This is a genomic window from Brevundimonas sp. MEB006b (assembly GCF_030209705.1).
GTDB lineage: Bacteria > Pseudomonadota > Alphaproteobacteria > Caulobacterales > Caulobacteraceae > Brevundimonas.
On the sequence record NZ_JARVRL010000004.1, the window covers coordinates 139,965 to 166,406 of the forward strand.

Consider the following 26,442-nt stretch of genomic DNA (forward strand, 5'->3'; position numbering starts at 1 on the left):
CCCGCTAGTGCACCCGCATCTTCCCGATCTCCAACCCGCCTTCACCGGCGGTGACGGCAATCACCCCGCCGTCCTCGATCTCGCCGGCCAGCAGTTTGCGCGCAATCGGGTCCACTAGCTCCTTCTGGATCACCCGCTTCAGCGGCCGCGCCCCATAGGCCGGGTCGTAGCCGCGGTCGGCGAGCCAGGCCAAAGCGGCGTCGTCGAGGTCCAGCGACAGGCGACGGTCGGCCAGCAGCTTCTCGAAACGTGACAGCTGGATGCGGACGATGCCGCCCATCTGGTCGCGGCCCAGGCGGTGGAACAGGATGATTTCGTCGATCCGGTTCAGGAACTCGGGCCGGAAGTGAGCGCGCACGGCGTCCATGACGAAGGGGCGCACGGCCTCCACATCATCGCCCTCGCCCTGATCGGCCAGATACTGGCTGCCCAGGTTGGAGGTCATGATAATCAGGGTGTTCCTGAAATCGATGGTGCGGCCCTGCCCATCCGTCAGGCGGCCGTCGTCGAGCACCTGCAGCAGCACGTTGAAGACGTCGGGGTGGGCCTTTTCGACCTCGTCGAACAGGACGACCTGATAGGGGCGACGCCGCACGGCCTCGGTCAGGGCGCCGCCCTCGTCATAGCCGACATAGCCGGGAGGGGCGCCGATCAGGCGGGAGACGCTGTGTTTCTCCATATATTCCGACATATCCAGCCGGGTGATGGCCGCCTCGTCGTCGAACAGGAAGTCGGCCAGGGCCTTGGTCAGTTCGGTCTTGCCCACGCCGGTCGGGCCCAGGAACAGGAAGCTGCCCAGCGGACGGTTGGGGTCGTTCAGGCCGGCGCGGGCGCGGCGCACGGCGTCGGAGACGGCGGCCAGGGCCTCGTCCTGACCGACGACGCGACCGCCGAGCGCGATCTCCATCTGGAGCAGTTTCTCGCGCTCGCCCTCCAGCATCTTGTCGACGGGGACGCCGGTCCAGCGGCTGACGACGGCGGCGATCTGTTCGGCGTCGACGACCTCGGGGGTCAGGGGGCCCCCACGACCTGAGGCGCCGGAGGTCTCATTGGCCTCGGCTTCTTCGAGCTGCTTTTCGATCTGGGGGATCTGGCCGTAGGCGATCTCTGACGCACGGCCCAGGTCGCCGGCGCGCTGGGCGTTGGCGAGTTCCAGGCGCAGGCGGTCCAGGGTTTCGCGCAGCTGGGCGCCCTGGCCGACCTTGTCCTTTTCGGCCTTCCACTGGGTGGTCAGGTCGTCGGACTGGCCTTCCAGATCGGCGATCTCGTCCTCCAGCTTTTCCAGACGGTGTTGGGAGGCCTGGTCGGTTTCCTTCTTCAGGGCCTCGCGTTCGATCTTGAGCTGGACCAGGCGGCGGTCGATTTCGTCCAGGGCCTCGGGCTTGGAATCCACGGCCATGCGCACGCGGCTGGCGGCCTCGTCGATCAGGTCGATGGCCTTGTCCGGCAGGAAGCGGTCGGTGATGTAGCGGTTCGACAAAGTGGCTGCGGCCACAATCGCGCTGTCGGAAATGCGCACGCCGTGGTGGACCTCGTACTTCTCCTTCAGGCCGCGCAGGATGGAGACCGTGTCCTCCACCGTCGGTTCGGCGACGAAGACCGGCTGGAAGCGGCGGGCCAGGGCGGCGTCCTTTTCGACGTGCTTGCGGTATTCATCCAGCGTGGTGGCGCCGACGCAGTGCAGTTCGCCGCGCGCCAGGGCGGGCTTCAGCAGGTTGGAGGCGTCCATGGCGCCGTCGCCCTTTCCGGCGCCGACCAGGGTGTGCATCTCGTCGATGAACAGGATGATCCCGCCCTCGGCCGCCGAGACCTCGGACAGCACGGATTTCAGACGCTCCTCGAACTCGCCGCGATACTTCGCGCCGGCGATCAGGCTGCCCATGTCGAGCGCCATGACGGTCTTGTCGCGCAGGGATTCGGGCACGTCGCCGTTGACGATGCGCAGGGCCAGACCCTCGACGATGGCGGTCTTGCCGACGCCGGGTTCGCCGATCAGGACGGGGTTGTTCTTGGTGCGGCGGGCCAGGACCTGGATGGTGCGGCGGATCTCTTCGTCGCGGCCGATGACCGGGTCGATCTTGCCGTCGCGGGCGGCCAGGGTCAGGTCGCGGGCGTAGCGTTTCAGGGCGTCATAGCCGTCCTCGGCGCCGGCAGAATCAGCGGTCTTGCCCTTGCGCACCTCGGCGATGGCGGCCTCCAGCTTGTCGGCCGTGACGCCCGAAGCCTTCAGCACCTCGGCGGCGACCCCGCCCTCCTTGGCCAGCGCGGCCAGCAGGCGTTCGGTGGTGACGAAGGCGTCGCCGGCCTTTTTCGAGGCGTCCTCGGCGGCGGCGAAGACGCGCGCGGTGTCGCCGTCCAGATAGAGCTGCCCAGAGCCGCCGGTGACCTGGGCGCGCTTCTTCAGCGCGGTTTCGACATCGGCCTCGGCGCGGCGGGCGTCGCCGCCGGCGGCCGTGATCAGGTTGCGGGCCAGGCCGTCTCGTTCCTCCAGCAGCACCTTGAGCAGATGCTCGGGCGCGAACTGCTGGTGACGGCGGGCCAGGGCCAGCGACTGGGCCGACTGGACGGCCTGTTTGGCGCGGTCGGAATAGAGTTCGAGATTCATGGTTTCATTCCCCTCGGGAGGCGGATGGATTTCAGCACACCCTCTGCTGAGCAGCGCGCCGTTGAGATCGAGGTGGGTGTGACGATCGGGTCACACAAGGGGTCCGCTGGGCGTCTTTCGGGGCTGTCCGTTTCGCCGCCGCGCGCCTAGGCTCTGGCGAACAGGAGCGCCTCGTGATCGCCCATTCCGCCTGGCCCGTCGATCCGGCCGTCGTCGGCCCCTTTCTGATCGCCGTGGCGCTGATCGAGCTGACGCCGGGGCCGAACATGGGCTGGCTGGCGCTGGTCGCCCTGGCGCGGGGACGGCTGGCCGGTTTCGCGGCGGTGGCGGGGGTGACCCTGGGGCTGGCGGTGTGGATGCTGGCGGCCGCCTATGGGCTGACGGAGGTCTTTTCCGTCTGGCCGCCGCTGTATCAGGGCCTGCGCTGGGCGGGCGTGCTGTTTCTGCTGTGGCTGGCATGGGAGGCCTGGCGCGAGCCGACGATCGAGGCGGCGCCCACGCCGGACGCGCGCTCGCTTCGCGGCCTGTTCGTGCGCGGCCTGATGGGCAATCTGCTGAACCCCAAGGCCGCGGTCTTCTACGTCGCCCTGCTGCCGACCTTCATGCGACCGGACCACGGCGCGCCGCTTAGCCAGGCCCTGACGCTGGGGAGCCTGCATCTGGCGGTCGCCGTCCTGGTGCACAGCCTGATCGTGATCGGCGGCGCGGGCGCGGCGCGGTTGGCGCCCCGGATGCAGGGTCGCGCCCTGCGCGCGGTGATGGCCGGCGGCCTGATCGTGGTCGCCGCCTGGCTGGCCTGGGAGACGCGGACCTGAGCCCGCGTCCCCCGTCAGGTCGTCAGCCCCCGGTCGGGCCGGTCGAGAAGTCGAACTGTTCCGGCTGGCGGCGCGGACCGCCGAAGTTCCAGGTCAGGCCGATGTAGAAGGCCCGCAGCTTGATGTCCTGCTCCGAGCGTTCGCGGAACTGCGGCGTCTCGTAGATGGTCGTGGTGTTGAAGGTGTTGAAGATATCCCGCGCGGTGAAGTTGAACGACAGCTGCTCGTTCAGCTTCCTGCGATAGCCCAGATTGACCATGCCGCCGGCCTCGCGCCTTCCCTGGGCCAACAGGCTGTCGCCCTGCCAGAAGCTGGAGACCTGGACGAAGTCCTTGGCGGTCGGCTGCCAGTTCAGGCTGAGACGGCCGCTGGCCAGGGTGGCCTCGCGGTCGCCGCCGCCGACGACAGCGCCCGAGTCGATCTCCTGACGGAAGACGTTGACGCTGGCGCTGTAGCGCAGGGTCGGATGCAGACGCCCGTTCGCCGTCGCCTCCACGCCCAGGTCGCGACGCGAGCCCAGGTTTTCCGGACGGGTCAGGAAGACGCCGCCGCCGATGTCGGACGCCACGTCGGTGAAGGCCTTGTCGGTGTTCCGCAGATAGGCGGTGGCCTGATAGAAGCTCTGGCCCTTTCGCATCTGCCACATGGCCTCGAAGCTGTCGGTCTCCTGCGGCTCCAGATCAGGATTGCCCGAGCGGACGTTCAGCGGGTCCTGATAAACGACGAAGGGATTCAGCTGGCTGGGCTGGGGCCGCTGGATGCGGCGCGAATAGCTGGCGCGCAGGGTCTGTTCGGGCGTCAGCTGATACTGGACGTGGGCGGTCGGATAGGCGCGGAAATAGTCCTGGGACGCCGAGGCGCCGCCGGTCAGATCCTTGATCTCGATGTCCGCCTGCTCAAGCCGCAGACCCAGTTGGGCCGACAGCTTCTCGCCCAGCGGCCGCTCATAGGTGGTGTAGAGGGCATGCACCGTCTGGGTGGCTTCGAAGCGGTTGTTCAGGGCCGGGACCGGCGCCAAGGCCGCCTGCGAGGGACCGCGCAGGAACTCGGCGTCCTGCTCTGGCCGCTGCGCGTTCAGCTCATAACCCAGGCGCAGCTTGCCGCCGTCGGACATCGGGCGGGTATAGGCGCTGGTGAAGCCCCAGGTCACCTGATCGACCGCTGTCTTGGTCCGTTCGTACAGAGCCGCGCCCGCCGGGGTCAGGAAGGTGGTCAGGGTCTGGCTGGTGGTGTCGTTGGCGTTGGAATCGTAGCGCAGCTCGTTGGACCACTCATGGCCGTCGCCGTCGAAGCGGCGCAGCACGCGCGCCGTGGCGCCCCAGTTGTTGAAGGTGAAGTCGGAATCGCCGACCCGGCGATAGGCGCTGGTCACCGCGCCGGCGGCGTTGCGGGTTTCATACAGGCCGTCGCCCGACCCCGTGCCGTCGAAGGCCACGCCGCGCAGTTCGCCGGTCAGCTGGGTCTTGTCGTCCAGCTTGTATTCGGCGGTGAAGCGGGCGAAGGCGCCGTTCTGCTCGGACTCGACCGGCTGTTCGACCGTCGTTGTCGACACTACCGCGCCGGTGACCGGATCCAGCTGTTCGCGGACGCGGTTGAAGGTCAGTTCGGTCGGATCGGAGCGATAGCTGGCGTCGCCCGACAGGGTCAGGCGATCCTTCTGGTACGAGCCGCTGAGGCCCGCGTTCCAGCGGCCGTTGTCGCCGACGTTGACGCGCAGCGAGCCGGTCGTCTGGGTCCCCGGCTTGGGCGCCGTGGGCTTGGTGATCAGGTTGATGACCCCGCCCGAACCCTCGGGGCTGTAGGCGGCGGACGGATTGGTCATGACCTCGATACGGGCGTACTGGCTGGCCGGCAGCTGGATCAGGGCCTGACCGCGACCGGGGCCGGTCAGGATGCCGGACGGGCGGCCGTCGACCAGAATGGTGACATTGGCGTCGCCGCGAAGCGACACATTGCCCTCCGGGTCCACGTCCACCGACGGCACGTTGCGGAGCGCGTCGGCCAGACTGCCCGTCGTCGCCTGAAGATCGTTGGCCAGGCTGTAGCTGACCGAGTCGATCGAAGTGCGCACGTCATTGGCGCGGGCGTTGACGACCACGTCGCCGACGCTGGCGGGCTGCTGTTGCTGGGCCGGTTCGGTCGTCTGAGTGCGCGGCGCGGGCGTCTGGGCCGCCGTCGCCGGGGTTTGGGCGGCGGGCTGGCTCGTCGTCGCCGGCGGCGGGGTGTGCGAGGCGGTCTGGGACGAATTCTGGGATTGAGCCAGAGCGGCGCCGGGCAGGGCGACGGCGGCCGCACCCAGCATGAGAACGAGTTTGGAAGAGGTCATGCCCCGGCGATCCTGAAAGAGTGCGCGGGCGTCTGTTTGCGCCCGTCGATAAGCCTGACTATCGACGTTACTTTGAATCGCAAAGTTACATCTTCTTCATCGAGACGGCGCGGTTGTGGCCAAGCTGGGAACTGTCAGCTTCGCCATACGCTTTGACCCGATGCTGACCACGAAGATGAACCCCCGCGTGTTCTGGGGCGCGAGCGCCATCATCGCGCTGCTACTCCTTGTCGCTATCGTCGCGCCGGGAGAATCCGACCGCCTGTTCCAGAGTGTTCAGGCCTGGGTGATCGACACCTTCGGCTGGCTTTATATCGCCTCGGTCGCCGCCTTCGTGGGGCTGGTGCTGGTGCTGGCGATCGGCCCCACGGGCGCGCTGAAGCTGGGGCCGGACGACGCCGAGCCGGACTTTCCCTATCTGTCCTGGCTGGCCATGCTGTTCGCCGCCGGCATGGGGATCGGCCTGATGTATTTCGGCGTCGCCGAGCCGATCCAGCACTATATCAATCCGCCCGAGGGCGCCGGCCGCACCTTCGACGCCGCGCGTCAGGCCATGGGCATCACCTTCTTCCACTATGGGGCCCACGCCTGGTCGATCTATGCGCTGGTGGGCCTCAGCCTGGCCTTCTTCGCGCACCGCAAGGGTCTGCCGCTGACGCTTAGGTCGGGCCTGTCGCCCTTGCTGGGCAAGCGCGTCAACGGGCCCATCGGCGATGCGGTCGACATCTTCGCCATCTGGGGCACGGCGTTCGGCATCGCCACGTCTCTGGGTTTCGGCGTGTCGCAGATGAACAGCGGCCTGACCTATCTGCTGGGCATTCCCAACACGGCCTGGGTTCAGGTCGGGCTGATCGTCGTGGTCATGGCGGCGGCGACCGCCTCGGTCATGAGCGGGGTCGGCAAGGGGGTGCGCCGTCTGTCGGAGCTGAACTTGGTTCTGGCGGTGCTGCTGATGCTGTTCGTGCTGGTGGTCGGGCCGACCGGCTTCCTGTTCAAGGCCCTGGTCCAGAACTTCGGCTTCTACCTCAGCCATTTCGTCGAGCGGACCTTCACCCTCTACGCCTATGAGCCGCGCGCCTGGATGGCGGACTGGACCCTGTTCTACTGGGCTTGGTGGATCGCCTGGTCGCCCTTCGTGGGGATGTTCATCGCCCGGATTTCGCGCGGGCGAACGGTGCGGGAGTTCCTGTTGAACGTGCTTTTGGTGCCGGCCGGCTTCACCTTCCTGTGGATGACCGTCTTCGGCAATACGGCGATCAGCCTGGACATGGGCCAGGCGGCGGGCGCGATTTCCAACGCCGTCTCGGCGGACTTATCGACCGCCCTGTTCTACTTCCTGGAGCAACTGCCTGGCGCGGCCTTCACCTCGGGTCTGGCCATCCTCCTGGTGGCGGTCTTCTTCGTCACCTCGGCCGATTCGGGGGCCCTGGTGATCGACACCATCGCCTCCGGAGGCGCCGACGACACGCCGCGCTGGCAGCGGGTCTATTGGTGCCTGCTGCTGGGCCTGATCGCCGCCACCCTGCTGCTGGCGGGCGGGCTGGGGGCGCTACAGGCCGCCACCCTGGCCGCCGCCCTGCCCTTCGTTCTGATCATGATCCTGCTATCGATCGGCCTGGTGCGCCAGATGACCGCCGACGTCGCCGGCCGCAGCCTCGAGACCGAGGGCCCGCCCTTGGCGCAGCAGCTGAAACGCATCCTGGCCCCGGCCAGCCGCCGCGATATCAACGATGAGATCAAGCGCCACGGCCTGCCTGCGCTTCAGACGGTTCACGCCGCCATGGAAGCCGAGGCGGCGGACTCCGAGATCGGGCGTGACGACGGCGTCGCCTGGCTGACGGTCAAACAGGGCGAGCGCACCTTCATCTATCGCCTGGGCGCCCGCTCGCGTCCGCGTCCCGCCGTGACCCAGCGCGAGACGCCCGAAGGCCGCCGCCTTCTGGAATGGCGACTGACCGCCCAGACCGGCCAAGGCGAACGCCCCCACGACATCACCGGCTTCACCCGCGACCAGATCGTCGCCGACGTGCTGGAAAAGCTTCAACGCTGGCGACTGGCCTAGACGACGAAGGGGCGCTAGCGTCCGGCGGTCTTTGCTGGAGTTCGCCATGTCCCCTCGTCTGTCGCGCCGCACCCTGTTCGCTTCCGGAGGCGCGGCGGCGCTAGCGGCGGGGCCCGTGTTCGCCCAGAGCACGCCGGCGAACGACGATGCGTCGCTGGCGGCGGCGGTGGACGCCTATGTGGCCAGGTGCATGGCGGCCTGGCCTGATCAGCCGGCACTGGGAGTCGCAGTGGTCAAGGACGGGGCGACCGTTCTGGCGCGGGGATACGGCGTCAAGGTTCAGGGCAAGCCGGCGCGGGCCGATGAGCACACCCTGTTCGCCATCGCCTCCAACACCAAGAACGTCACCGCCGCCGCCCTGGCCATCCTGGTCGACGAGGGCAAGGTGAAGTGGGATGAGCCGGTTCGGACCTATCTGCCCGGTTTCACCCTGTCCGATCCCTATATCGGCGAACGCATCACGGTGCGCGATACGCTGAGCCACCGGGCCGGTTTCGGCCTGGGCGCCGGCGACCTGCTGTTCTGGCCCAACTCGGACCGCACCCGCGCCGAGGTGCTGACCCAGGCCGCCTTCGTGCCGATCGAGGACGGGTTCCGCGCGCGCTATCACTACTGCAACCTGATGTTCGTGGTCGCGGGCGCGGTGCTGGAGGCCGTGTCTGGCATCAGCTGGGAGGCCTTCATCCAGACCCGCATCCTGGACAAGGTCGGGATGACCGAGACCGTGCCGCTGGCGCGTCTGGCCGATGCGTCCAAGTCCGCCCTGCCCCACGGCCGGGTCGGGCCGCCGCTGCGCTATCAAGGCGCGATGACGCCGATCGCCAAGTCCATCGTCGAGGTGTGGAACTGGGACTCCGCTGCAGCGGCGGGGGGCATCTGCACCACCCCGACCGACTGGGCCAAATGGATCGCCGTGCGGCTGAACGACGGCAAGCTGCCCGACGGGACGCGACTGTATTCCGAGGATGCGGCGCGCGAGATGTATCGCCCCAACATCATCGTCGGCTGGTCGGCCGGACCGACGGCGGACCTGCCCAACCGGTCCATCGCCTCGACCTATGCCATGGGGCTGCAGGTTCAGGACTATCGCGGCGAGCGGATCGCCAGCCATGGCGGCGGCTCGCCCGGCGGGATTTCCGCCACGGTGCTGATCCCTGGCCGCAAGACCGGCTTCAGCGTCTTCTCCAACGCCGAGGAGAGCTTCCTGCTGCGCGCCTTGCGGTCCGGCATCACCGACATCTGCATGGGCAAGGTCGATGTGGACTGGATCGCAGACTCCAAGAAGCTGGAGGCCGAGGGCAATGCGAAATCCATCGCCGCCGCAGCCGAAATCGACGCCAAACAGGCGGCCGGCGCGCCCCCGTCCATGCCGTTGGAAGCCTACGCCGGGACCTGGCGCGATCCGTGGTACGGCGACATCGTCATTGCGCCCAAGACCGAGGGACGCGGCCGAAACAGGAAGAGCGGCCTGTGGCTGAGCTTCACCCACACGCCCGCCCTACAAGGCTGGCTGGAGCCGTATGACGGCGAGACCTTCCGCACCCGTTTTCCGGACAAGCGCGAGGAGGACGCCTTCGTCACCTTCTCGATCCTGACGGCCAAACCGGCGACGGCGACGGTGAAGGGGGTCAGCCCCGACATCGACTTCAGCTACGACTATCAGGACCTGAGACTGACCCGCGTGTGACCTCGGACGACCCTGTGACCCAGGGTCGCAAACCGGCACGGCCCTGGCGTCCTGACGCTGTCTTCCCATCAATCGAAAGGGAGACCGTCATGTCCAAGACCCCAAACCCGCGCGCGCTGGATCGCGACGAGGCGGATATGGTCGAACAGACGAAGGCGTTGGCCGAGCGTTCGCCGGCGGAACTGCGCGACCTGATCGGGCGGCTGCGCGGGCGGCGTGACCGGGTGCAGCGTCAGATCCGAGGACGCGTTCGTGCGGGAGAGAGCGGCCCGGATACGGGCGCGCGTGAAAAGAAGGCGCTGCTGACCGAGGCCATCGCCCGCGTCGCCAATGAGATGGACCGGCGTAAATCCGGCTCTAAATCCGGCGGGGCGTCCGCGACGGCGACCGACAATCTGCGCGAGGCCGTCCGTCGCAAGGCCGAAAGCCCGAGCTGGACCGGGCCGGACGATCGCACCGCCGATCTGGGGCCCACCGAAACGCCGAACACCAAGATCGCCCCGTCAGGCGCGCTTCATGCCGAGGGCATGCGCGCCGCGATCGCCCGCTCGACCGGCGCGCGCTAGCCGGTGATCTCCAGCAGCTCCAGCTTGGCTTCCTGCTTGGGCCACGGCAGGACCAGGCGCCAGCGGTTCTGGCCGATGCGCTCGATGACGCCGACCTGATCGCGTTCGGCCTTGTCGCCATAGGCGGGGAAGGTCTTCTCGTCGGCGCCCCAGGCCTGGGCGCCGACATAGACGGCGCGGCGGTCGGTGTCGGGATAGATCAGGCCGCGCGTGCGCTGCGATCCCGTCGTCTTGGTCAGGACCAGATCGCCGCCGGGCGTCAGCTCGACCGAACAGGCGAACCAGGGATATTCGACATAGGCCAGTCCCTGACCCTCGACGCGGCGGCCCATCTTGATGGTGCGGCAGCGATAGGTTCCGGGGCCGGGTTGGATGCGGCCCGTCTGGGCGGCGTTTGGGTCGGCGAGCGGCCCTAGAGCCTCCACCTGACGCGAGAAGCCGCCGTCCTCGGCCTCGGCGCGGGCCATGCGCCAAGCCTGATCCAGCCGGCCAAGCAGGCTGGCGTCGGCGGCCTTGGCGACCTGACGCCAGGAGTCGGTTCCGCCCTGCATCCCCTCGTCGGGCGCGGCTGCGGACTGCGGGGTCGCCGTCGCCTCAGGTGCGGCCTGGGCCGGCACGCCTGGCGCGGGCGTCGTGACGGCGGGCGAGGCCTCGGTCGGGGCGGCGGGACTGTTGTCGCCACAGGCCGCCAGGGCCGTGGTGGTCATCAGGGCCAGAACGGCCAGAGGGGTGCGGCGCATCAGCGTCTCCATCGGTTGCCCTGACCGAACGTGACAGGGCGCCCGAGGTTCAGCCGAACCTTAGCCGCTCGGCGCCGGGACCAGCTCGATCAGGTCCAGATTGGATTCGGTGTTGGGCCACGGCAGGACCAGCCGCCAGCGCGCCTCGCCGATGCGTTGCAAAATGGCGACCAGATCACGGTCGGGGTTGCGGCCATAGGTGTTGGCGGCGGGCTCCTGTGCCAGGGCCAGCGAGCCGAGCATCACCATATGGCGGTCGTCTTCGGGAAAGAGCAGGCCGGAGGGGCGCTGCGAGCCGGTAAGCTTGGAGAACTTCAGGCCTTTCGGCGTCTGTTCGATGCGGCAGGCGAACCAGCCGTAGACGACATAGCCCAGACCGTCCTCACCGCCCTGGGTGCCCAGTTTGACGGTGCGGCAGCGATAGTCGCCGGGCGGCGGCGAGACGCCGGGCCGGGCGGCCTTGGGGTCGATCAGATCGCCCAGGCTGTTCAGGTCGCCGGAGCCGCGCTGACGCTTGGCCTGTTGCAGGGCCAGGGTCCAGGCGGCGTCGATGCGGCGATAGCGATCCCGGTCGGCCGAGGTGATGACGCCGCGCCAGTCCATCAGCGCACCCGATGCGCCGGACGGCGGCGGGGGCGGCGGCGGCGGGGTCGAAGCGCAGGCGGCGACGGCGCACAGGACGGCCAGCGGCGCCAGACGACGCGTGAGCGAACGGAACGGGACGAACGGGGACATCGACGCTTCCCTTGGGGCGACCAGGCGAACTTAAGCCTCTTAGGCCCTTTCGCGACCGTCGGCGTCAACCTCCGGGCCGCCCAGCGCCGTATTCAGCGCCGCCGCCAGGGCCGCCAAATCCAGCGGCTTGGCCAGCCAGGCGTCGAAGCCGGCGGCGCGGCCGCGCGCCCGGTCTGGCGCCGATACGGCCGCCGTCAGCGCCAGGACCGGCACGTGACGCGTCAGGGGATCGACGTCCAGCCGCGCCTTGACCTCATAGCCGTCCATGTCCGGCAGGCCGATGTCGAGCAGGATGACGTCGGGTCTGAGCGCACGCGCCAGATCCAGCCCCTCCGGTCCCGTCGTCGCGGCGTGCAGCGTCAGGCCCAGTCCGATCGCCGCCTGGCGCATCAGGGCGATGTTGGCGGGATTGTCCTCGATATAGAGCACCACCGCCTGACGCGATGACGCCAGACCCGGCGCGTGGGCTGCCGGCAAACTCAGCGAAAAGATCGTGCCCGCACCGGGGTCGCGCGCCATGGTCAGGGCGCCGCCCATCCGCTCGGTCAGCCTCTGGACCGAGGCGACGCCAAGAGCGGTGCCGCCTCTGGCGTCGTGACCATCCAACGGGCGGAACGGTCGGTCGTCGCCCGCACCGACGGGGATCATGCCGGCGTCATGGATAGCGATGACGATCCGGTCCTCAGCGCGCGACATCTCCATGCGCACTGTGCCTCCGCCGGGCGAATGGCGCAGGGCGTTCTCGACCAATCGGCGCAGGATGCGGCGAATCTGGCCCGGATCGGCCATGACGCACAGGCCGTGGGCAGGCGGCGGACAGGCCAGCGTCACCCCCGCCTCTCGCGCCTGCGCCTCCAGCCCATCGCAGACCTGACGCAGCGCCAGACGCAGATCGACGCGGTGCAGCGAAGGCGAACCGCCGCCGTCGCCGCCGCTCATGAAGGCTTCGGTTTCCTCGATCAGGGCCAGCAAGACACCGGCCGCGGCCTCGATCTGACGCACGGACTGAGTCTGGCGCGCGGTCAGGGGATTGGCCGGGTCGTCGGCGCGCAGCAACTGGGCGAAGCCCATGATCGTGGTCAGGGGACTACGCAGTTCGCGCCCGAGGGCCTGCATGATCTCGTCCCGCGTCCGAAGCTCGGCGGTCAGACGGTCGACCTCGCCGTCGGCCGTCGTCAGGGCGCGGCGCAGGCCTTGGGTCTGGTGGGCGATGCGGGCTTCGAGCCGGGCGTTCTCACGACGCAGGCGCTCGGCGACCCCGTGCGCCTGAAGCCAGAGCCAGATCCCCGCGCAGGTTCCCGCCAGCGCCAGGGACAAGACAAGCAAGACGAAATCCATGACGCCCCTCCGACGCGCCATATTGACGCGTCAGAGTTGCATTCAGGTAAATGCGCCCGCTTGGGTTGTTATCAGTCTTCGCTGGCTGCGGCGGCTTCGGGCTTGCGACGCGGCGCACGGCGACGCGGGGCCGCCTCGCCTTCGGCTTGCTGGGTCGGGGTCGACGACGCCGGCGCGCGGGTCAAAAAGCCCGGCAGGGCGGTAGGGGCGTCGCCCTCGTCCGCCGCAACAGCGGCGGCGGTGCGGCGCGGTCGGCGTGCTGGCCGTTCGTCGGCAGCGGGCGCCTCGACGCTCGGGGCGTCAGTGGCAGGCGCATTGACCGGCGTCTCGACGACGGGCGCTTCGCTGACGGCTTCGGCGCGGTCGGCCTCGGCGTAGGAAGGGGTGGCGCCCTCAGCGCCGTCTTGGGCGCCGTCCTGATTGTCGAAGCGGCGATTGCGCTCCTCGCGGCGACGCTCCCAGCGTTCGCGACGGCTTTCGCGACGACCGCCGCCCTCGCCCTCGGCGCGGACCTCGTCGCCCTCGCGCGGCTCGCGGGGTTCGCGGGGTTCGCGCGGCTGCTGGCCGTCGCGGTTCTGGTCACGGTCACGGTTCTGATCGCGGTCGCGGTTGTCCCGATCGCGGTTGTCCCGGTCCCGGTCCCGATCCCGGTCGCGATTGTAGTCGCGGTCGCGGTTCTGATCGCGGTTCTGGTTCTGCTCGGCGCGTTCGGCGGCCTCTGCGGCCTGGCGATCGGCGGCCTGCTGGGCGGCGACGAAGGCGGCGGCCTGGGCGCCGGATTCGTCCTCGAAATCGATGTCGAAGCCCTGGTTGGACTGTTCGCGCGCGGCGATGTCCGAGAAGGACCGCTGCGGCTGGAGCGCGCGCAGGACGCGGTAATAGTGTTCGGCGTGCTGCTGATAGTTTTCGGCCAGCACGCGGTCGCCGCTGGAGGCCGCATCGCGGGCCAGCTGCTGATAGCGCTCATACACCGTCTGGGCGTTGCCCCGGACCTTGATGTTCTCGGGGCCTTGCGAATCCCACGAACGATTCGGATTGGCGTTGTTGGCGTTGTTGGCGCCCGCCTTGTTCCGATTGCGTCCGCGCTGACGCTTCATGCCCTTGAAATCTCTCATTCGCGCTACCGTGTGCAGGGACGGACCAAAGCCTGAAGGCCGGTTCCGTCCGTTTCGTGGTTCCGTCTCGCTCGGGGCCGATCCCCGATTGTCGAACTGTCGGAATGCCTTGTCGCCCGCATGGTGCGCCGGTCCTTTCGGGACCGACCGTCATGGCCGGCTCAAGCCGCGAACAGCCGGGTATGCGCCCGTAAAGCTGCGATTGAGTGGGAGACGGCAGAGACTTAACCCGAGTGGGCGGCCTTTCCAAGCGATATTCGTCAATGCGTCGCACCGAACCCTGCACAGCGCCGCTTTGCCAAGCGCGACGGCTGGGCTAGGCATGACCTTTGAGACGACGACGAGGCTATCCCATGCGCGTGCTGGTTCTGGGCGGCGACGGTTTTTGTGGCTGGCCCACGGCCCTGCATCTGTCGGCCGAAGGGTGGGACGTGACCATCGTCGACAACCTGAGCCGCCGCAACATCGACAACGAGCTGGAGGTCCAGTCCCTGACGCCGATCCGCACCATGGGCGAGCGGATCAAGGCGTGGAAAGACGTGTCCGGCCGCGACATCGGCTTCGTCAACATGACGGTTGGCAAGGAATTCGACCGTCTGGTCGCCCTGATCCGCGACCTGGCCCCCGACAGTGTGGTGCATTTCGCCGAGCAGCGGGCGGCCCCCTATTCGATGAAGTCGGCGCGGCACAAGCTGTACACCGTCGACAACAACATCAACGCCACCAACCATCTGCTGGCCGCCATCGTCGAAAGCGGCCTGGACGTCCACCTGGCGCACTTGGGGACGATGGGAGTCTATGGCTACGGCACCGCAGGCCTGCGCATCCCCGAGGGCTATCTGAAGGTGACGGTGGATACCGACAATGGTCCCGCCGAGCAGGAAATCCTGTTCCCGCCCAATCCGGGCAGCATCTATCACATGACCAAGACGCAGGACGCCCTGCTGTTCCAGTTCTATGCGCGCAACGACAATCTGCGCATCACCGACCTGCACCAGGGCATCGTCTGGGGCACCCAGACCGAACAGACCAAACAGGACGAACGGCTGATCAACCGCTTCGATTATGACGGCGATTACGGCACGGTGTTGAACCGCTTTTTGATGCAGGCGGCGGTCGGCTATCCGTTGACGGTGCATGGATCGGGCGGCCAGACGCGGGCCTTCATCCATATTCAGGACACGGTGCGCTGCGTCGAACTGGCGCTGAAGAACCCGCCCAAGCGCGGCGAGCGGGTCAAGATCCTGAACCAGATGACCGAGAGCCGCCGCGTGCGCGATCTGGCGGCCATGATCGCCGACAAGACCGGCGCCGAAATCCACAATGTCGCCAATCCGCGTCAGGAGGCCGACGAGAACGATCTGGTCGTCGCCAACGACCAGTTCCGGGATCTAGGGTTGAAGCCGATCACCCTGGCGCAAGGCCTGATGGACGAGGTCACGGACATCGCCCGCCGCTATGCCGACCGGGCCGATCTGGGTCGGGTGCCGTGCGTCTCCGCCTGGAACCAACGCCGGGCGGAGGCGCTGGAAAATGAGGCGCGGCCGACAGTTGACGCGCCGCCTTCCCAAGTTCTGACGACCTGAGTTTCGTAATGCCTATCGCCTCCCCTCCCCTCGATCTGCTGGTCTTCGGCGGCGGCTATCTGGGACGGGCGGCGGCGCTGGAGGCCATGAGGCGCGGCGGGCGGGCGACCGCCACCTCGCGCGATCCCGAGCGGCGTCGCGCCATGGCGGCCGACGGGATCATGGCCATCGATCCGGGTGATACGGCAGCCCTCAAAACGGCGCTGGAGGCGGCGACAGCGATCCTGATCACCGCCGCGCCGGACGCCCAAGGCTGTCCCGGTCTGCGGGCCCTGGGGCCCCTTGCGGGCGACGCCTGGCCGGACTGGATCGGTTATGTTTCGTCCACCTCCGTCTATGGCGACCGGGCCGGCGGATGGGTGTTCGAGGACGGGCCGCTGAACGCCGCCAATCTGGAGGGCGCACGCCGCGTCCGGGCCGAACGCGATTGGCTGGATGGTGCGCAGGGGATGGGGCTGACGGTCCAGATCTTCCGCCTGCCCGGTTTCTACGGGCCGGGCCGCAGCGTGGTCGAGCGGCTGAAGGAAGGCACGGCGAAGCTGGTCAGGAAGCCCGGCCAGGTCTTCAACCGCATCCATGTAGATGACATCGTCTCGGGCCTATTCGCCTCGATGGCGCAGCCGCGACCGGGCGCCGCCTACAATCTGACCGACGACGAACCGTCGCCCGCCGATGTGGTGATGGAATGGGCGGCGGACCGGATGGGTCTGCCCCGCCCGCCAGAGGTGGACTGGACCGACGACAGCGTCAGCGAGGCGATGCGTCGCTTCTATCTGGACTCCAAGCGCGTCTCGAACGCCCTGGCCAAGGCCGAGCTGGGCTGGCGGCCCGCCTATCCCAGCTGGCGCGAGGGGCTGGCGACGCTGATGGACGCACCGCCGCCGCTGCGATTGGTGAGCTAGGGCGCAGTCACGCGCCCTAGCCGCGAGCGACCGCGTCGCGAGCCTAGCGCGCTTAGAAGGGCAGCAGATTGCGCTGGCGGCTGTAGCTCATAGTGCCGACGTTGGCGCCCAGGCGCAGGCCGACGCCGGTGCGGATCGGCGCCAGGACGATGCCGTCGGCGCGCTGATAGTTCACGCCCAGGCCCGCGACCAGATAGGCCGAGCCCTCGATGCCGGGATAGCGGCGATAGATCATGTCGGGGTGGTATAGGCCGTAGACAAGGGTGAAGACGCGGCTGGCGTTGCCGCCCCAGTCCCAGCCCACAGACGCGCCCTGCCAGAACACTTCCTGGGAGGCCGACAGGTCCTTCATGTGCAGGGCGCCGCGGCCGTAGCGGGCGCCGACAACGACGGCGCCGGAGCCTTCCTCGCCCGCGATATAGGCGGTCGGGCGGTCGCCCTGGTCGGCGAATACGCGCTCGATCGCGCCGCCCACGACCTCAGCCGCGATGCCCAGCTCGCGCGAGCCGGCCGAAACCAGTTCATCGAAGCTGTAGGCCTGGGCCGTCTGGTCCGAGCGGATCGGATAGTTGGGATCGCGCGGCGGCGCCGAGGCGCAGGCGCCCAGCGACGAGGCGCCGGCGGCGGTGGCGAGGCCCGAAAGGATCAGTTGGCGGCGATGCATGGAGGGCGCTCCGAAAGGCGACGAGAGGACGGCCGGCTGGCGCGCCGGTCTTGGCCTCACCGTCCCCGACCTTTGCGGCAGCCTTGCGGCTTCAAGGTTAACGAGGACTTACGAGAGGAGGACCAGCGTCGGCGATCAAAGAGGCGGATGGCTCACAAAGGCATGGTCAGCTATCGTCTGGATCAATGATCAATGAGATGCCCCGTCATCAGACACGGTCACGCTGGATCACGATCCCAGTCGGGATCGCTATCGCGATCTCACTTGCATACGTGTTGAATCAACCCGGCAAGATAAGACTTGAGACCGCTCGGCGCGATCTCGCCAAAGCCGGCCACCCCAATGCGCGCGTCAATCGGGTTCAACTTCCGAAAATTATGCAGCGTTGCGGGGTCGGCCAGATTCGCAACAAAGGCTATGCTTATAGTTGGGAGACAGACGCTCACGGCGGTGTGTTCTGCCTGCGCCAAGACGGTCGTCCCAGCAGCGTCATTCAAGATCAATAACGGAACCACCTTCAAGCAGTCTTTAGAAGCCACCTCGATCCGTAACCTTGCGCTCGCAGTTAGCCCGCCCTGCTTTTCACCGCCGCTGCGACTTTCACGATCAAGCTTGGAAGCGCTTGCCGCGGATCACCAGCCAGGCCAGGCCGATCAGGACCGCCAGCATTCCGAGGGCCTTTCCAGCCGTCAAAGGATCCTCGACCACGAAGATCACGAACAGGGTCGTATTGATCGCCAGGGCGATGATCGCCGGCAGGGGATAGAGCGGCATTTTCCAAGGCCGTTCCAGATTTGGCTCGCGCACCCTCAGGACGATGACGGCCGCGTTGACCAGCACGCTCATCAGCGCCAGCAGCGACGTCGAGAAGGTCAGCAGGGTCTCATAGACCCCGATGGTGGCCAGCAGCCCGCCGGCCAGCACGGTCGCGATCAGGGCCAGACGCGGCGTGCCATTGGCGGCGACCCGGGTCAGGGCCGAGATCTGATATTCGCGCGCCATGGCGAACAGGACGCGCGGGAACACCATCACCATCGCATTGATGATCGTCACCAGCGACACCAGCGAAATGGCGGTGACGATGGGGCCGGCGACATCGCCGAACACCCGACCGGCCGCATCCGCCGCGACGAGGTTCGACCCGGCCATCTCGGCCGGCGTCAGGACGTTCAGATAGGCCAGGTTGGCCAGCACATAGATCACCGTGACCACGGCGATGCCCGAGAAGGTCGCCCGCGCGATGGTCCGGCCCGGATCGACGACCTCTTCACAGAAATAGGAGGCGCTGTTCCAGCCGTAGTAGGTGCCGGAAATCGCCCGCAGGGCCATGACGATGCCGCCGAAGGTCAGGGCCGCCGCCGTCGCCGGCGCGAGCTCGGTCGCGACGGGCGCGCCGCGCGGCGCCAGGAACAGGCCGATGATCAGCACGGTGAACAGGGCCGCCTTGACAGCGCTGCCGATCTCCTGCGACCGACCGCCGACCTTGGTCCCCAGCCATTGCACGCTGCCCACCACGACCACGATCAGCAGGGCGAGGACGCCGATCGGCACGCTGGTCGCGACGCCGAGTCGGTGCAGATATTCGCCAAAGACCACGGCGATGAAGGCGATGCCGCCCATATTGCCCAGCCAGTCGCAAGCGCCGACGGCGAGGCCGGTCAAAGACCCGAAGGCGCGACGGGCGAAGATATAGGGGCCGCCAGTCTTGCGGATCGAGGCGGCCAGCTCGACGGTCGACATGGCGTCGATCCAGGCGACCAGACCGGCGACGCACCACAGCGCGATGATGATCGTGGGGTTCTGAACCCCCTCGGCGACCACGCCAGGGGTGCGCAGTATGCCCTGACCGATGACGCCGCCGACCACGACGGCGACGCCGAACGTCACGCCCAAGACGCGCAACAGATGGCCGCGATCCGGTTGGGCCGCCTGAGGTTCCGTCGTCATCGCCTATGTCCCCCGCGCCGCCCGAAAGACGGCGCTGCGCCCCCTCAAGCCCGCAGCTTGCCGCCCTGCTTCTCGACCGCTCCAACGACCTTGGCGGTCAAGGCCTCGATCTCGGCTTCGGTCAGCGTGGCTTCGCGCGGTTGGATCACGACTTCCAGGGCGACGGACTTGAAACCGCCGTCCACGCCCTTGCCGCGATAGACGTCGAAGACGCGCACGTCGGCGATCAGGGCCTTGTCGGCGCCCGTCGCGGCCCGGACCAGATCGCCCACCGGCTTGGCGTCCTCGACCACGAAGGCGAAGTCGCGCGTCAGGGGCATGAGGGCCGACAGATCGGCGGTTCCCCGCGCCTTGCCCGATTTTCCGCGTGGCTCCGGCACGTTGTCCAGCACGATTTCGAAGCCCAGCATGGGGCCGTCGGCGTCCAGCGCCTTCAACACGCGCGGATGCAGTTCGCCGAACTCGACCACCACATTCTTGGGGCCCAGCTGCAGCCGGGCCGAACGGCCGGGGTGCCACCAGTCGCGGTTCTGGCCTTGGGTCAGTTGCAGCGAGGCCACCGGGGCGCCGATCTCTTCCAGCAGGATGGTCAGATCACCCTTGAGCGTGAACAGGGCGTCCTCACCGGCGCCGGCCCAGTGACGGGCGGCGTGCGGGGCGACCAGGGCGGCGATGACTGTGCGCTGATCCGCCGGACCGTCGCCCAGATAGATGGGGCCGATCTCGAACAGCGCGGCGTCGTCGAAACCGCGCGCGGCGTTGCGCGCCGCCGCCTGGACCAGGTTCGGCAGGGCCGAGGGCCGCATGCAGTCCAGATCGGCCGCGATGGGGTTCTCCAGCACCAGCCGGTCGTCTCCGCCGCCGAACAGGGCCGCCGTCGATTGTTTGGTGAAGGACCAGGTGACGGCCTCGGCGTAACCGAGGGCCGCCAGAGCGCGACGCGCGGTGCGGACGCGGGCCTGGCGCGGGCTCAGCACGCCGCCGGCGGGGCGAGCGACCTCGGGCAGAGGCGTGTCGGGGAGGCTGTCGAAGCCCTCGATCCGCGCCACCTCTTCCACCAGATCGGCCGGACCTTCGACGTCGCGGCGCCACGAGGGCGGGGTGACGAGCCAGGGCTCGGCCTGACCGGCGGGCGCGGCCTGAACCAGGAAACCGAGCTGGCCCAGGATGGTCCCGATCCGGTCATCGGCCAGGTCCATGCCGCTGAGGCGCTTCACATAGGCGGGGTCGAAGGCGAAGGGCGCCGGGCTGGCCGGCGGTTCGCCGACGAAGACGATCTCCGACGGCTCGCCGCCGCACAGGTCCAGGATCAGGCGCGTCGCCAGTTCCAGCCCCGGCGTGACCGAGACCGGATCGACGCCGCGCGCGAACCGGTACTGGGCGTCGGAATGGATGCCCAGCGCACGGCCGGTCTGGGCGATGACCAGCGGGTCGAACCAGGCGCTTTCCAGGAAGACGTCCGTGGTGGTCTCGTCACAGCCGGTCGATTCCCCGCCCATGACGCCGCCCAGGCCGATGGGGCGCTCGCCCCCAGCGTCGGCGATGACGCAGTCGGCTGCGGATGCGGCGTAGGTCTTGCCGTCCAGGGCGATCAGATGTTCGTGCTCGCCGGTCGCGGCCGAAACCTGCCCCGCCCGCACCACGATCTCGGTCCCCGACAGCTTGGCGACGTCATAGACGTGCAGCGGCCGGGCGCGGTCATAGGCGATCAGATTGGTCACATCGACCAGACGGTTGATCGAGCGCAGGCCGATGGCCGTCAGACGCTTTTGCAGCCAGGCCGGCGACGGGCCGTTTTTGACGCCGCGAATGACGCGACCGGCGAAGACCGGGCACATCTCTAGAGCCTCCAGCCGCACGTTGATCGGCGACGGGAAGGCCCCGCGCACCACGGCGATGTCGAAATGCTTCAGCTTGCCGACGCTGGTGGCGGCTAGATCGCGGGCGATGCCGGCGACGCCGAGCCAGTCAGGCCGGTTCGGCGTGACCTCGAAATCGATGACCGGCTCGGCGCCGAACAGGCCGGCGACCGGCGTGCCGACGGGGATTTCCGGCGGCAGTTCCTGAATGCCATCGCTCTCGTCCGACAGCTCAAGCTCGGAGGCCGAGCACAGCATGCCGTTCGACACCACGCCGCGCACCGGCTTCTCCACCAGGGTCACGCCCAAGCCCGGCACATAGGCGCCGATGGGGGCGTAGATGGTGGTCAGGCCCGCCCGCGCGTTCGGCGCGCCGCAGACGATCTCTTTAAGACCATCGACCGTCTCGACCTGGCAGACCTGCAACCGGTCGGCGTTGGGATGCCGCTCGGCCGAAATAATCTTGGCCACGGTGAAGGGCGCCAGTTTGGCGGCGGGGTCGAGCACTTCCTCGACCTCCAGCCCGGCCATGGTCATGGCCTCGGCGATCTGCTGAACATCCGCCTCGGTCTCGAGGTGGTCCTTCAGCCAGGACAGGGTGAACTTCATGCCGCCGGTCCCGCCACCGTCGGCACGGCCGCCAGCTGCTCCAAAACCGCCGCCGAGCCAGTGTACCCCACGTTATAGAACTCACACCCCACGAAGGTGCAGTTGTGCATTGGGACAGTCCCCAGCGCCTTATCGCCCATGGGCTGAAGCAGCAGGTTTTTCATTCCGCCCCGCGAGTCGCCGAAGTTGGTCTCATCGAAGGTCGTGCCAGGACCGATCAGGACGATTGCGGGGCCCTGGAGCCGGCATCCGGTGAAGGTTCGCCCGACGATAGCGCCCTGCTGCTGATGCGCGGTGTACAGGTCGTACAGGTTGATATCGACATCGACGAAATCCACCTGCGTCAGAGACTTGGCGACGCTCATGGGACGGTTGATCGGAAGCCGGCTCATGCTTGGTTCTCCCGTGCGCTGAGGAGGTCAGCCTCGATCTGCTCAAGCAGATCTGGGGCGCCGGTGAAGCCGACCTGTACGAAGCGGCAGCGGACAAAGCGGCAGTTGGACATGCCCACGACACCCGCAATCATATCGCCCATCGGCTGAAGCAGCAGCGTGCGCGGATTGGACGCCACGCCCATGTTGCAGCTGTCGAACGTCGTGCCGTTCATGACCGCCATGACGGCTGGCCCCTCGATCAGACAGTTCGTGAAGGTCTTGTCCTCGATGAATGTCTTGCCGGCGTTCATGTGATGAACGGCCAACGACGGCAGCCAAACGGCTTCCTTTTCGAAGGTTGTGCGGGCCACCAGTTCGCGGCCGAATTTCTCTTCGGCCGACATCGGCGTTTCAGTTTGATCGGTCATCTTGAAACTCGTTCAGCTCAGGCCCGAGGCCGGGTTGGGGGCGGCGAAGGCCGAGAAGCCGTAGTGGGACAGCCAGCGGGTGTCGGCGTCGAACATGGGGCGCAGGTCGGGCACGCCGTATTTCAGCATGGCCAGCCGATCCACCCCCATGCCGAAGGCGAAGCCCTGATATTCGTCCGGGTCGATGCCGCAGTTTCTGAGCACATTGGGATGCACCATCCCGCAGCCCAGGATTTCCAGCCAGTCGTCGCCGGTGTTGAACACCAGTTTCCCGCCCGAACGGTCGCAGCGGATGTCCATCTCGGCCGACGGCTCGGTGAAGGGGAAGTGGTGCGGACGGAACCGCGCCTGGATCTCATCCAGTTCGAAGAAGCGGGCGATGAAGGTCTGAAGCGTCGTCTTCAGGTGGCCCATGTGGATGTCACGATCGATCACCAGGCCTTCGATCTGATGGAACATCGGCGTATGGGTGGCGTCCCAATCCTTGCGGAAGGTGCGGCCCGGCGCGACGATCCGGATCGGCGGCTTTTGCGATATCATGGTGCGGACCTGCACCGGGCTGGTGTGGGTGCGCAGCACCTTGCGCTCGCCCGTCTCGGGGTCCGGCTTTAGGAAGAAGGTGTCGTGCATTTCCCGCGCCGGGTGTTTGGGCGGGAAATTCAGGGCGGTGAAGTTGTGGAAGTCGTCCTCGATGTCCGGACCTTCGGCCACGGCGAAGCCCATCTCGGCGAACAGGGCGATCATCTCGTCCATCACCTGCATGGTCGGGTGGACGCCGCCCTTCCTGAGCGGACGCGCCGGCAGGGTCAGGTCGATGCGTTCGGACAGCAGGCGGGCGTCCAGTTCGGCGGCTTCCAGCGCGGTCTTCTTCGCGGCGATGGCGGCGGCGACGCGGTCACGCAGACCGTTGATCATCGGTCCCTGTTCGCGGCGTTCGTCGGGGCTCATAGCGCCCATGCCCTTCAGCAGGCCGGAGACGGAGCCGGACTTGCCCAGGGCGGCGACGCGCACCTCTTCCAGGGCGGCGACGGTTTCCGCGCCGCCGATGGCGTTGATCAGGTCGAGTTCGAGTGTGGCGAGATCGGTCATTTGCCCCGTGCCTTAGAGCATGATCGGTTCGGACGGAACCGCCTCGCGGTTCCGACAGGAGCGTGAATCATGCTCACGGTGAAAATAAGGGCCTGATTCACGGCATCAGCGAAATCGCGAAGCGATTTCCCCTCAGCCGATCAGGCCCTGACGGGTGGAAGCCGTTTCGTCACCCTTCAAGGGGCGGATGCGATAGCCTGAAGGTCCGACGCCGGCGCCTTGTTGGCCGCAACGATCCAGGCGGGCGGTTCCGGCTCCCAGCGGATGGGCCGGCCGTCGGTCTGCATCCAGCGATGCAACCACGAGATTCCGTTGGCGCGGACGTAGGTGTCGGCATGGCCGTAGATCGGATCGGCCAGCGCCTCTTCCAGCGGCACGAAGCGATAACCGCGCGCCAGATATAGGGCGTGGATCTGCGGATACCAGGCCTGGTTCAGGCTGTTGGCGTGCAGCAGCAGCACTTGCGCCGGTTCACGCCCGCCCGCCACCTCGGCGCTGTAGGGTTCGTAGAAGTCCAGCACCGTCGCCATATGCGCCACATAGGCCTGGCCGATGCGCTGCATCAGCGCCTGGTCGCCGACCTGCTCGGCCTTGCGATAGACGTCGGCGAACATCCAGTCGTTGTTGTCGAGGGTCACCGGCGCGATCGTATAGCCGCGCTGGGCAAGCCCGGCGGCGATGGCGTCGTGCTTTTCCTGCGTCTCGCCGGTGAACAGATAGGGGTGGCGGAACCACCGCAGGGTCTGGCCGCGCGCCTCAAGCGCCTGCCGAACGATCGGCGCCCCAGCGTCCACATCGGCCAGATAGGCCTCGACCGTCGTCGAGTGGATGTTCAGATGGGTGTTGGTGTGGTTGCCCAGGTCCAGACCAGCGTCCAGCCAGACGTTCAGCACACGCGGCAGGATCGTGGCGCGCTCGGCCTCGCACACCTTGCCCGCATTGACGAAGGCTGTGCCGTGCGTGTCCAGCGGCTTCAGCATGGCGACGAAATCCTGGGTGATCGTCATCAGGCGCGCCGGATCGCACAGGGTCGCCGCATCCGTCTGGAACGGCAGGTCGTCGAAGGTCACGGCGACGCGTCGGTCCTGCGTGGCGGCGGAAGTGACAAGAACGAGGGCGGCAGCCAGGCCGCAGATCAGGGTGCGCATCATGCGGCGAGGCTATCGAAGCCGCGGCCGCGAGGGAATATGTCGCGCGATAGCGACTTTCCATCCGCCCACGGATTGACTGTCGAAAACCCGCCGCGAAAGGTTCATGAACGGCAAAGCTGGCGTTAAATATCACCATCTAATCAGGCCTCCGGACTTGCGAGGACCTTGATGCCGCTGATCGGTGATTTCGTCGACTTGATCGCGCCCGTGGCCCCGTCCGCGCCGGGCGCGGATGTGTTCGAGCGGTTCCAGACCGAGCCGAACACCCTGGCCCTGGCTGTCGTCGACGACGATGGCCGGCCCCTCGGCATCATCGAACGCAACGCCTTCACCCTGAGGATGGCGGCCGAGTTCGGACGCGCTCTTTATGCCCGCAAACCCGCCGAAAGCCTGATGGACCGCAATGCGCCGGTGGCGGAGGCGGCGACCAGCGCCGAGGCCTTCTTCCAGGCCTATGGCGCGGCTGAGCTGGGAGCCTTGCTGACCGGCTTCATCGTGGTGGCAGGCGGCCGCTACGTCGGCGTCGGCACGGCGCTGCAGGTGGTTCAGGCGGGCGCGGCCCTGCACCGCCAACGGGCCGAGGAAATGAGCGCTCTGGCCCGCGACCTGGCGCTGGCCGAGGCCGAGGCCGTCGCCTCCAGCCGGGCCAAGTCCGAGTTTCTGGCGGTGATGAGCCACGAGATCCGCACGCCCCTGAACGGCGTGCTGGGCGTCGCGGCCCTGATGGACAAGAAGCTCGAGCAGGAAGAACTGCGCCCCTACGTCCGCACCGTGATCGATTCGGGCCAGAGCCTGCTGCGGCTGCTGACCGACGCGCTGGACATGTCACGTGCCTCGGCCGGCATGCTGACGCTAGAGGAGGAGCCGCTGGACCTGGGGGCCGTCGCCTTCGACATCGACGCCCTGTGGCGCGCGCGGGCCGAGGAGAAGTCGCTCGGTCTGACCATCCGCACCGACCTGACCGTTCCTTGCGTTCGGGCCGACGGGATGCGGTTGAAGCAGCTGCTCAACAATCTGATCGGCAATGCGCTGAAGTTCACCCTGACGGGCGAGGTCGTCGCCCTGATCGAAAGCCACGCCGACGGCGAGGTGATCTTCACCGTGGACGACAGCGGACCCGGCGTGCCCGAGGCGGCGGCCGCGACCATCTTTGATCCGTTCAACACCGGAAAGGCCGGGCGCGAGGGGGCGGGCGCGGGCCTGGGCCTGGCCATCTGTCGTCAGATCGCCGAACGGATGGGCGGCGCGATCTCGCTGGGCGCCTCGCCCCAGGGCGGCGCGCGCTTCCAGGTGCGCCTGCCGCTGCGTGTCGCGACCGAGAGCGCGGCGCCCGCCCCCGCCATGGCCGAGCCGACGCCGCACGACACCCTGCATGTGCTGGTGGTGGACGACAACGCCACCAACCGCTTCGTCGCCGGCAAGCTGCTGGAGATGTTCGGCTGCACCTGCGAGATGGCCGAGAATGGGCGCGAGGCGCTGGATGCCGTCAGCGCGCGCCGGTTCGACCTGGCCCTGATGGACATCAAGATGCCGGTGATGGACGGGGTCGCCGCGACGCGGGCCATCCGCGCCCTGCCCGGCCCGGCCGGCGACCTGCCGATCCTGGCCCTGACGGCGAACGCCGACGAGCGCGACGAACTGGACTATATCGCCGCCGGCATGAACGGCGTGGCGCAAAAGCCGATCCAGCCCGACGCCCTGCTGAACGCCATCCGCATGGTGCTGGCGCAAAGCCAGGCATCCCACGTCCCCAAGGCGGCCTGAAACGAAGAACGCCCGCCCCGGAAACCGGAGCGGGCGTCATTCTTAGTGTGCTACGCTCGCGACGCGGTCGCTCGCGGCTT

At 67.9% G+C, this 26,442-nt stretch carries 21 protein-coding genes; 8 read left to right on the forward strand and 13 right to left on the reverse strand.

The annotated features are described in order from the left end of the window. Positions 1 to 4: 4 nt before the first annotated feature. The gene (gene clpB, locus QRN13_RS06145; RefSeq protein ID WP_284877244.1) at positions 5 to 2,605 is read right to left on the reverse strand and encodes an ATP-dependent chaperone ClpB; all 2,601 of its coding nucleotides are present in this window, start codon (positions 2,603 to 2,605) and stop codon (positions 5 to 7) included. A 173-nt stretch (positions 2,606 to 2,778) separates the two neighbouring features. On the opposite strand from clpB, the gene QRN13_RS06150 reads away from it, so the two are divergent. Beyond that, complete coding sequence (locus QRN13_RS06150) at positions 2,779 to 3,420, forward strand: LysE family translocator (RefSeq protein WP_284877245.1); 642 nt, start codon at positions 2,779 to 2,781, stop codon at positions 3,418 to 3,420. A gap of 22 nt (positions 3,421 to 3,442) precedes the next feature. Here QRN13_RS06150 and QRN13_RS06155 read toward each other — a convergent pair whose 3' ends face one another. Continuing rightward, the gene (locus QRN13_RS06155) at positions 3,443 to 5,746 is read right to left on the reverse strand and encodes a TonB-dependent receptor domain-containing protein (RefSeq protein WP_284877246.1); all 2,304 of its coding nucleotides are present in this window, start codon (positions 5,744 to 5,746) and stop codon (positions 3,443 to 3,445) included. A gap of 160 nt (positions 5,747 to 5,906) precedes the next feature. Here QRN13_RS06155 and QRN13_RS06160 point away from each other — a divergent pair, with 160 nt between their 5' ends. The 3 genes from QRN13_RS06160 (at position 5,907) to QRN13_RS06170 (ending at position 10,061) form a co-directional block, all read left to right on the forward strand. Continuing rightward, the gene (locus QRN13_RS06160; RefSeq protein WP_284877247.1) at positions 5,907 to 7,808 is read left to right on the forward strand and encodes a BCCT family transporter; all 1,902 of its coding nucleotides are present in this window, start codon (positions 5,907 to 5,909) and stop codon (positions 7,806 to 7,808) included. A 46-nt stretch (positions 7,809 to 7,854) separates the two neighbouring features. Further along, positions 7,855 to 9,495, forward strand: a complete 1,641-nt coding sequence (locus tag QRN13_RS06165) for a serine hydrolase (protein ID WP_284877248.1) — start codon at positions 7,855 to 7,857, stop codon at positions 9,493 to 9,495. Between the two features lie 89 nt (positions 9,496 to 9,584). Next, complete coding sequence (locus tag QRN13_RS06170; RefSeq protein ID WP_284877249.1) at positions 9,585 to 10,061, forward strand: hypothetical protein; 477 nt, start codon at positions 9,585 to 9,587, stop codon at positions 10,059 to 10,061. On the opposite strand, the gene QRN13_RS06175 is transcribed toward QRN13_RS06170, so the two are convergent. From QRN13_RS06175 to QRN13_RS06190, 4 genes are all read right to left on the reverse strand, one after another. Beyond that, the gene (locus tag QRN13_RS06175) at positions 10,058 to 10,801 is read right to left on the reverse strand and encodes a DUF4893 domain-containing protein (RefSeq protein WP_284877250.1); all 744 of its coding nucleotides are present in this window, start codon (positions 10,799 to 10,801) and stop codon (positions 10,058 to 10,060) included. The genes QRN13_RS06170 and QRN13_RS06175 overlap by 4 nt on opposite strands. Before the next feature lie 60 nt (positions 10,802 to 10,861). After that, entirely contained in the window at positions 10,862 to 11,536 is a 675-nt protein-coding gene (locus QRN13_RS06180) for a DUF4893 domain-containing protein (RefSeq protein ID WP_284877251.1), read from the reverse strand. Positions 11,537 to 11,575: 39 nt separating this feature from the next. Further along, positions 11,576 to 12,862, reverse strand: a complete 1,287-nt coding sequence (locus QRN13_RS06185; RefSeq protein ID WP_284877252.1) for a hybrid sensor histidine kinase/response regulator — start codon at positions 12,860 to 12,862, stop codon at positions 11,576 to 11,578. 83 nt (positions 12,863 to 12,945) lie between these two features. After that, positions 12,946 to 13,989 (reverse strand): DUF4167 domain-containing protein, encoded by a 1,044-nt coding sequence (locus QRN13_RS06190; protein ID WP_284877253.1) that lies wholly within the window; start codon positions 13,987 to 13,989, stop codon positions 12,946 to 12,948. A 353-nt stretch (positions 13,990 to 14,342) separates the two neighbouring features. On the opposite strand from QRN13_RS06190, the gene QRN13_RS06195 reads away from it, so the two are divergent. Then, positions 14,343 to 15,575 (forward strand): NAD-dependent epimerase/dehydratase family protein, encoded by a 1,233-nt coding sequence (locus tag QRN13_RS06195; RefSeq protein WP_284877254.1) that lies wholly within the window; start codon positions 14,343 to 14,345, stop codon positions 15,573 to 15,575. 8 nt (positions 15,576 to 15,583) lie between these two features. After that, on the forward strand, positions 15,584 to 16,477 hold the full coding sequence (locus QRN13_RS06200) for a Rossmann-fold NAD(P)-binding domain-containing protein (protein ID WP_284877255.1): 894 nt from the start codon (positions 15,584 to 15,586) through the stop codon (positions 16,475 to 16,477). Positions 16,478 to 16,529: 52 nt separating this feature from the next. On the opposite strand, the gene QRN13_RS06205 is transcribed toward QRN13_RS06200, so the two are convergent. Further along, positions 16,530 to 17,141, reverse strand: coding sequence for a DUF1134 domain-containing protein (locus QRN13_RS06205; protein ID WP_017506335.1), 612 nt, complete (start codon positions 17,139 to 17,141; stop codon positions 16,530 to 16,532). A gap of 185 nt (positions 17,142 to 17,326) precedes the next feature. On the opposite strand from QRN13_RS06205, the gene QRN13_RS06210 reads away from it, so the two are divergent. Beyond that, a complete protein-coding gene (locus tag QRN13_RS06210; protein WP_284877256.1) occupies positions 17,327 to 17,647 on the forward strand; it encodes a hypothetical protein in 321 nt (106 codons plus the stop codon). A gap of 100 nt (positions 17,648 to 17,747) precedes the next feature. Here the strand turns inward: QRN13_RS06210 and QRN13_RS06215 are convergent, their stop codons facing one another. From QRN13_RS06215 to QRN13_RS06240, 6 genes are all read right to left on the reverse strand, one after another. Next, positions 17,748 to 19,088, reverse strand: coding sequence for an APC family permease (locus QRN13_RS06215; protein ID WP_284877257.1), 1,341 nt, complete (start codon positions 19,086 to 19,088; stop codon positions 17,748 to 17,750). A 44-nt stretch (positions 19,089 to 19,132) separates the two neighbouring features. Beyond that, positions 19,133 to 21,556, reverse strand: coding sequence for a phenylalanine--tRNA ligase subunit beta (pheT, locus tag QRN13_RS06220; RefSeq protein ID WP_284877258.1), 2,424 nt, complete (start codon positions 21,554 to 21,556; stop codon positions 19,133 to 19,135). Then, positions 21,553 to 21,948 carry a hypothetical protein gene (locus tag QRN13_RS06225; protein ID WP_055752757.1) on the reverse strand — a complete coding sequence of 132 codons (396 nt, stop codon included), beginning with the start codon at positions 21,946 to 21,948 and terminating at the stop codon, positions 21,553 to 21,555. Before QRN13_RS06225 ends, pheT begins: the two co-directional genes overlap by 4 nt. Continuing rightward, the gene (locus QRN13_RS06230) at positions 21,945 to 22,334 is read right to left on the reverse strand and encodes a hypothetical protein (protein WP_284877259.1); all 390 of its coding nucleotides are present in this window, start codon (positions 22,332 to 22,334) and stop codon (positions 21,945 to 21,947) included. Before QRN13_RS06230 ends, QRN13_RS06225 begins: the two co-directional genes overlap by 4 nt. A gap of 36 nt (positions 22,335 to 22,370) precedes the next feature. After that, positions 22,371 to 23,447 (reverse strand): phenylalanine--tRNA ligase subunit alpha, encoded by a 1,077-nt coding sequence (gene pheS / locus QRN13_RS06235; protein WP_284877260.1) that lies wholly within the window; start codon positions 23,445 to 23,447, stop codon positions 22,371 to 22,373. Between the two features lie 176 nt (positions 23,448 to 23,623). Continuing rightward, positions 23,624 to 24,598: a polysaccharide deacetylase family protein gene (locus QRN13_RS06240; RefSeq protein WP_284877261.1), complete on the reverse strand. Its 975-nt coding sequence runs from the start codon at positions 24,596 to 24,598 to the stop codon at positions 23,624 to 23,626. 168 nt (positions 24,599 to 24,766) lie between these two features. Between QRN13_RS06240 and QRN13_RS06245 the strand changes: the two genes are divergently transcribed. Beyond that, positions 24,767 to 26,362 carry an ATP-binding protein gene (locus QRN13_RS06245; protein WP_284877262.1) on the forward strand — a complete coding sequence of 532 codons (1,596 nt, stop codon included), beginning with the start codon at positions 24,767 to 24,769 and terminating at the stop codon, positions 26,360 to 26,362. Positions 26,363 to 26,442: the final 80 nt, after the last annotated feature.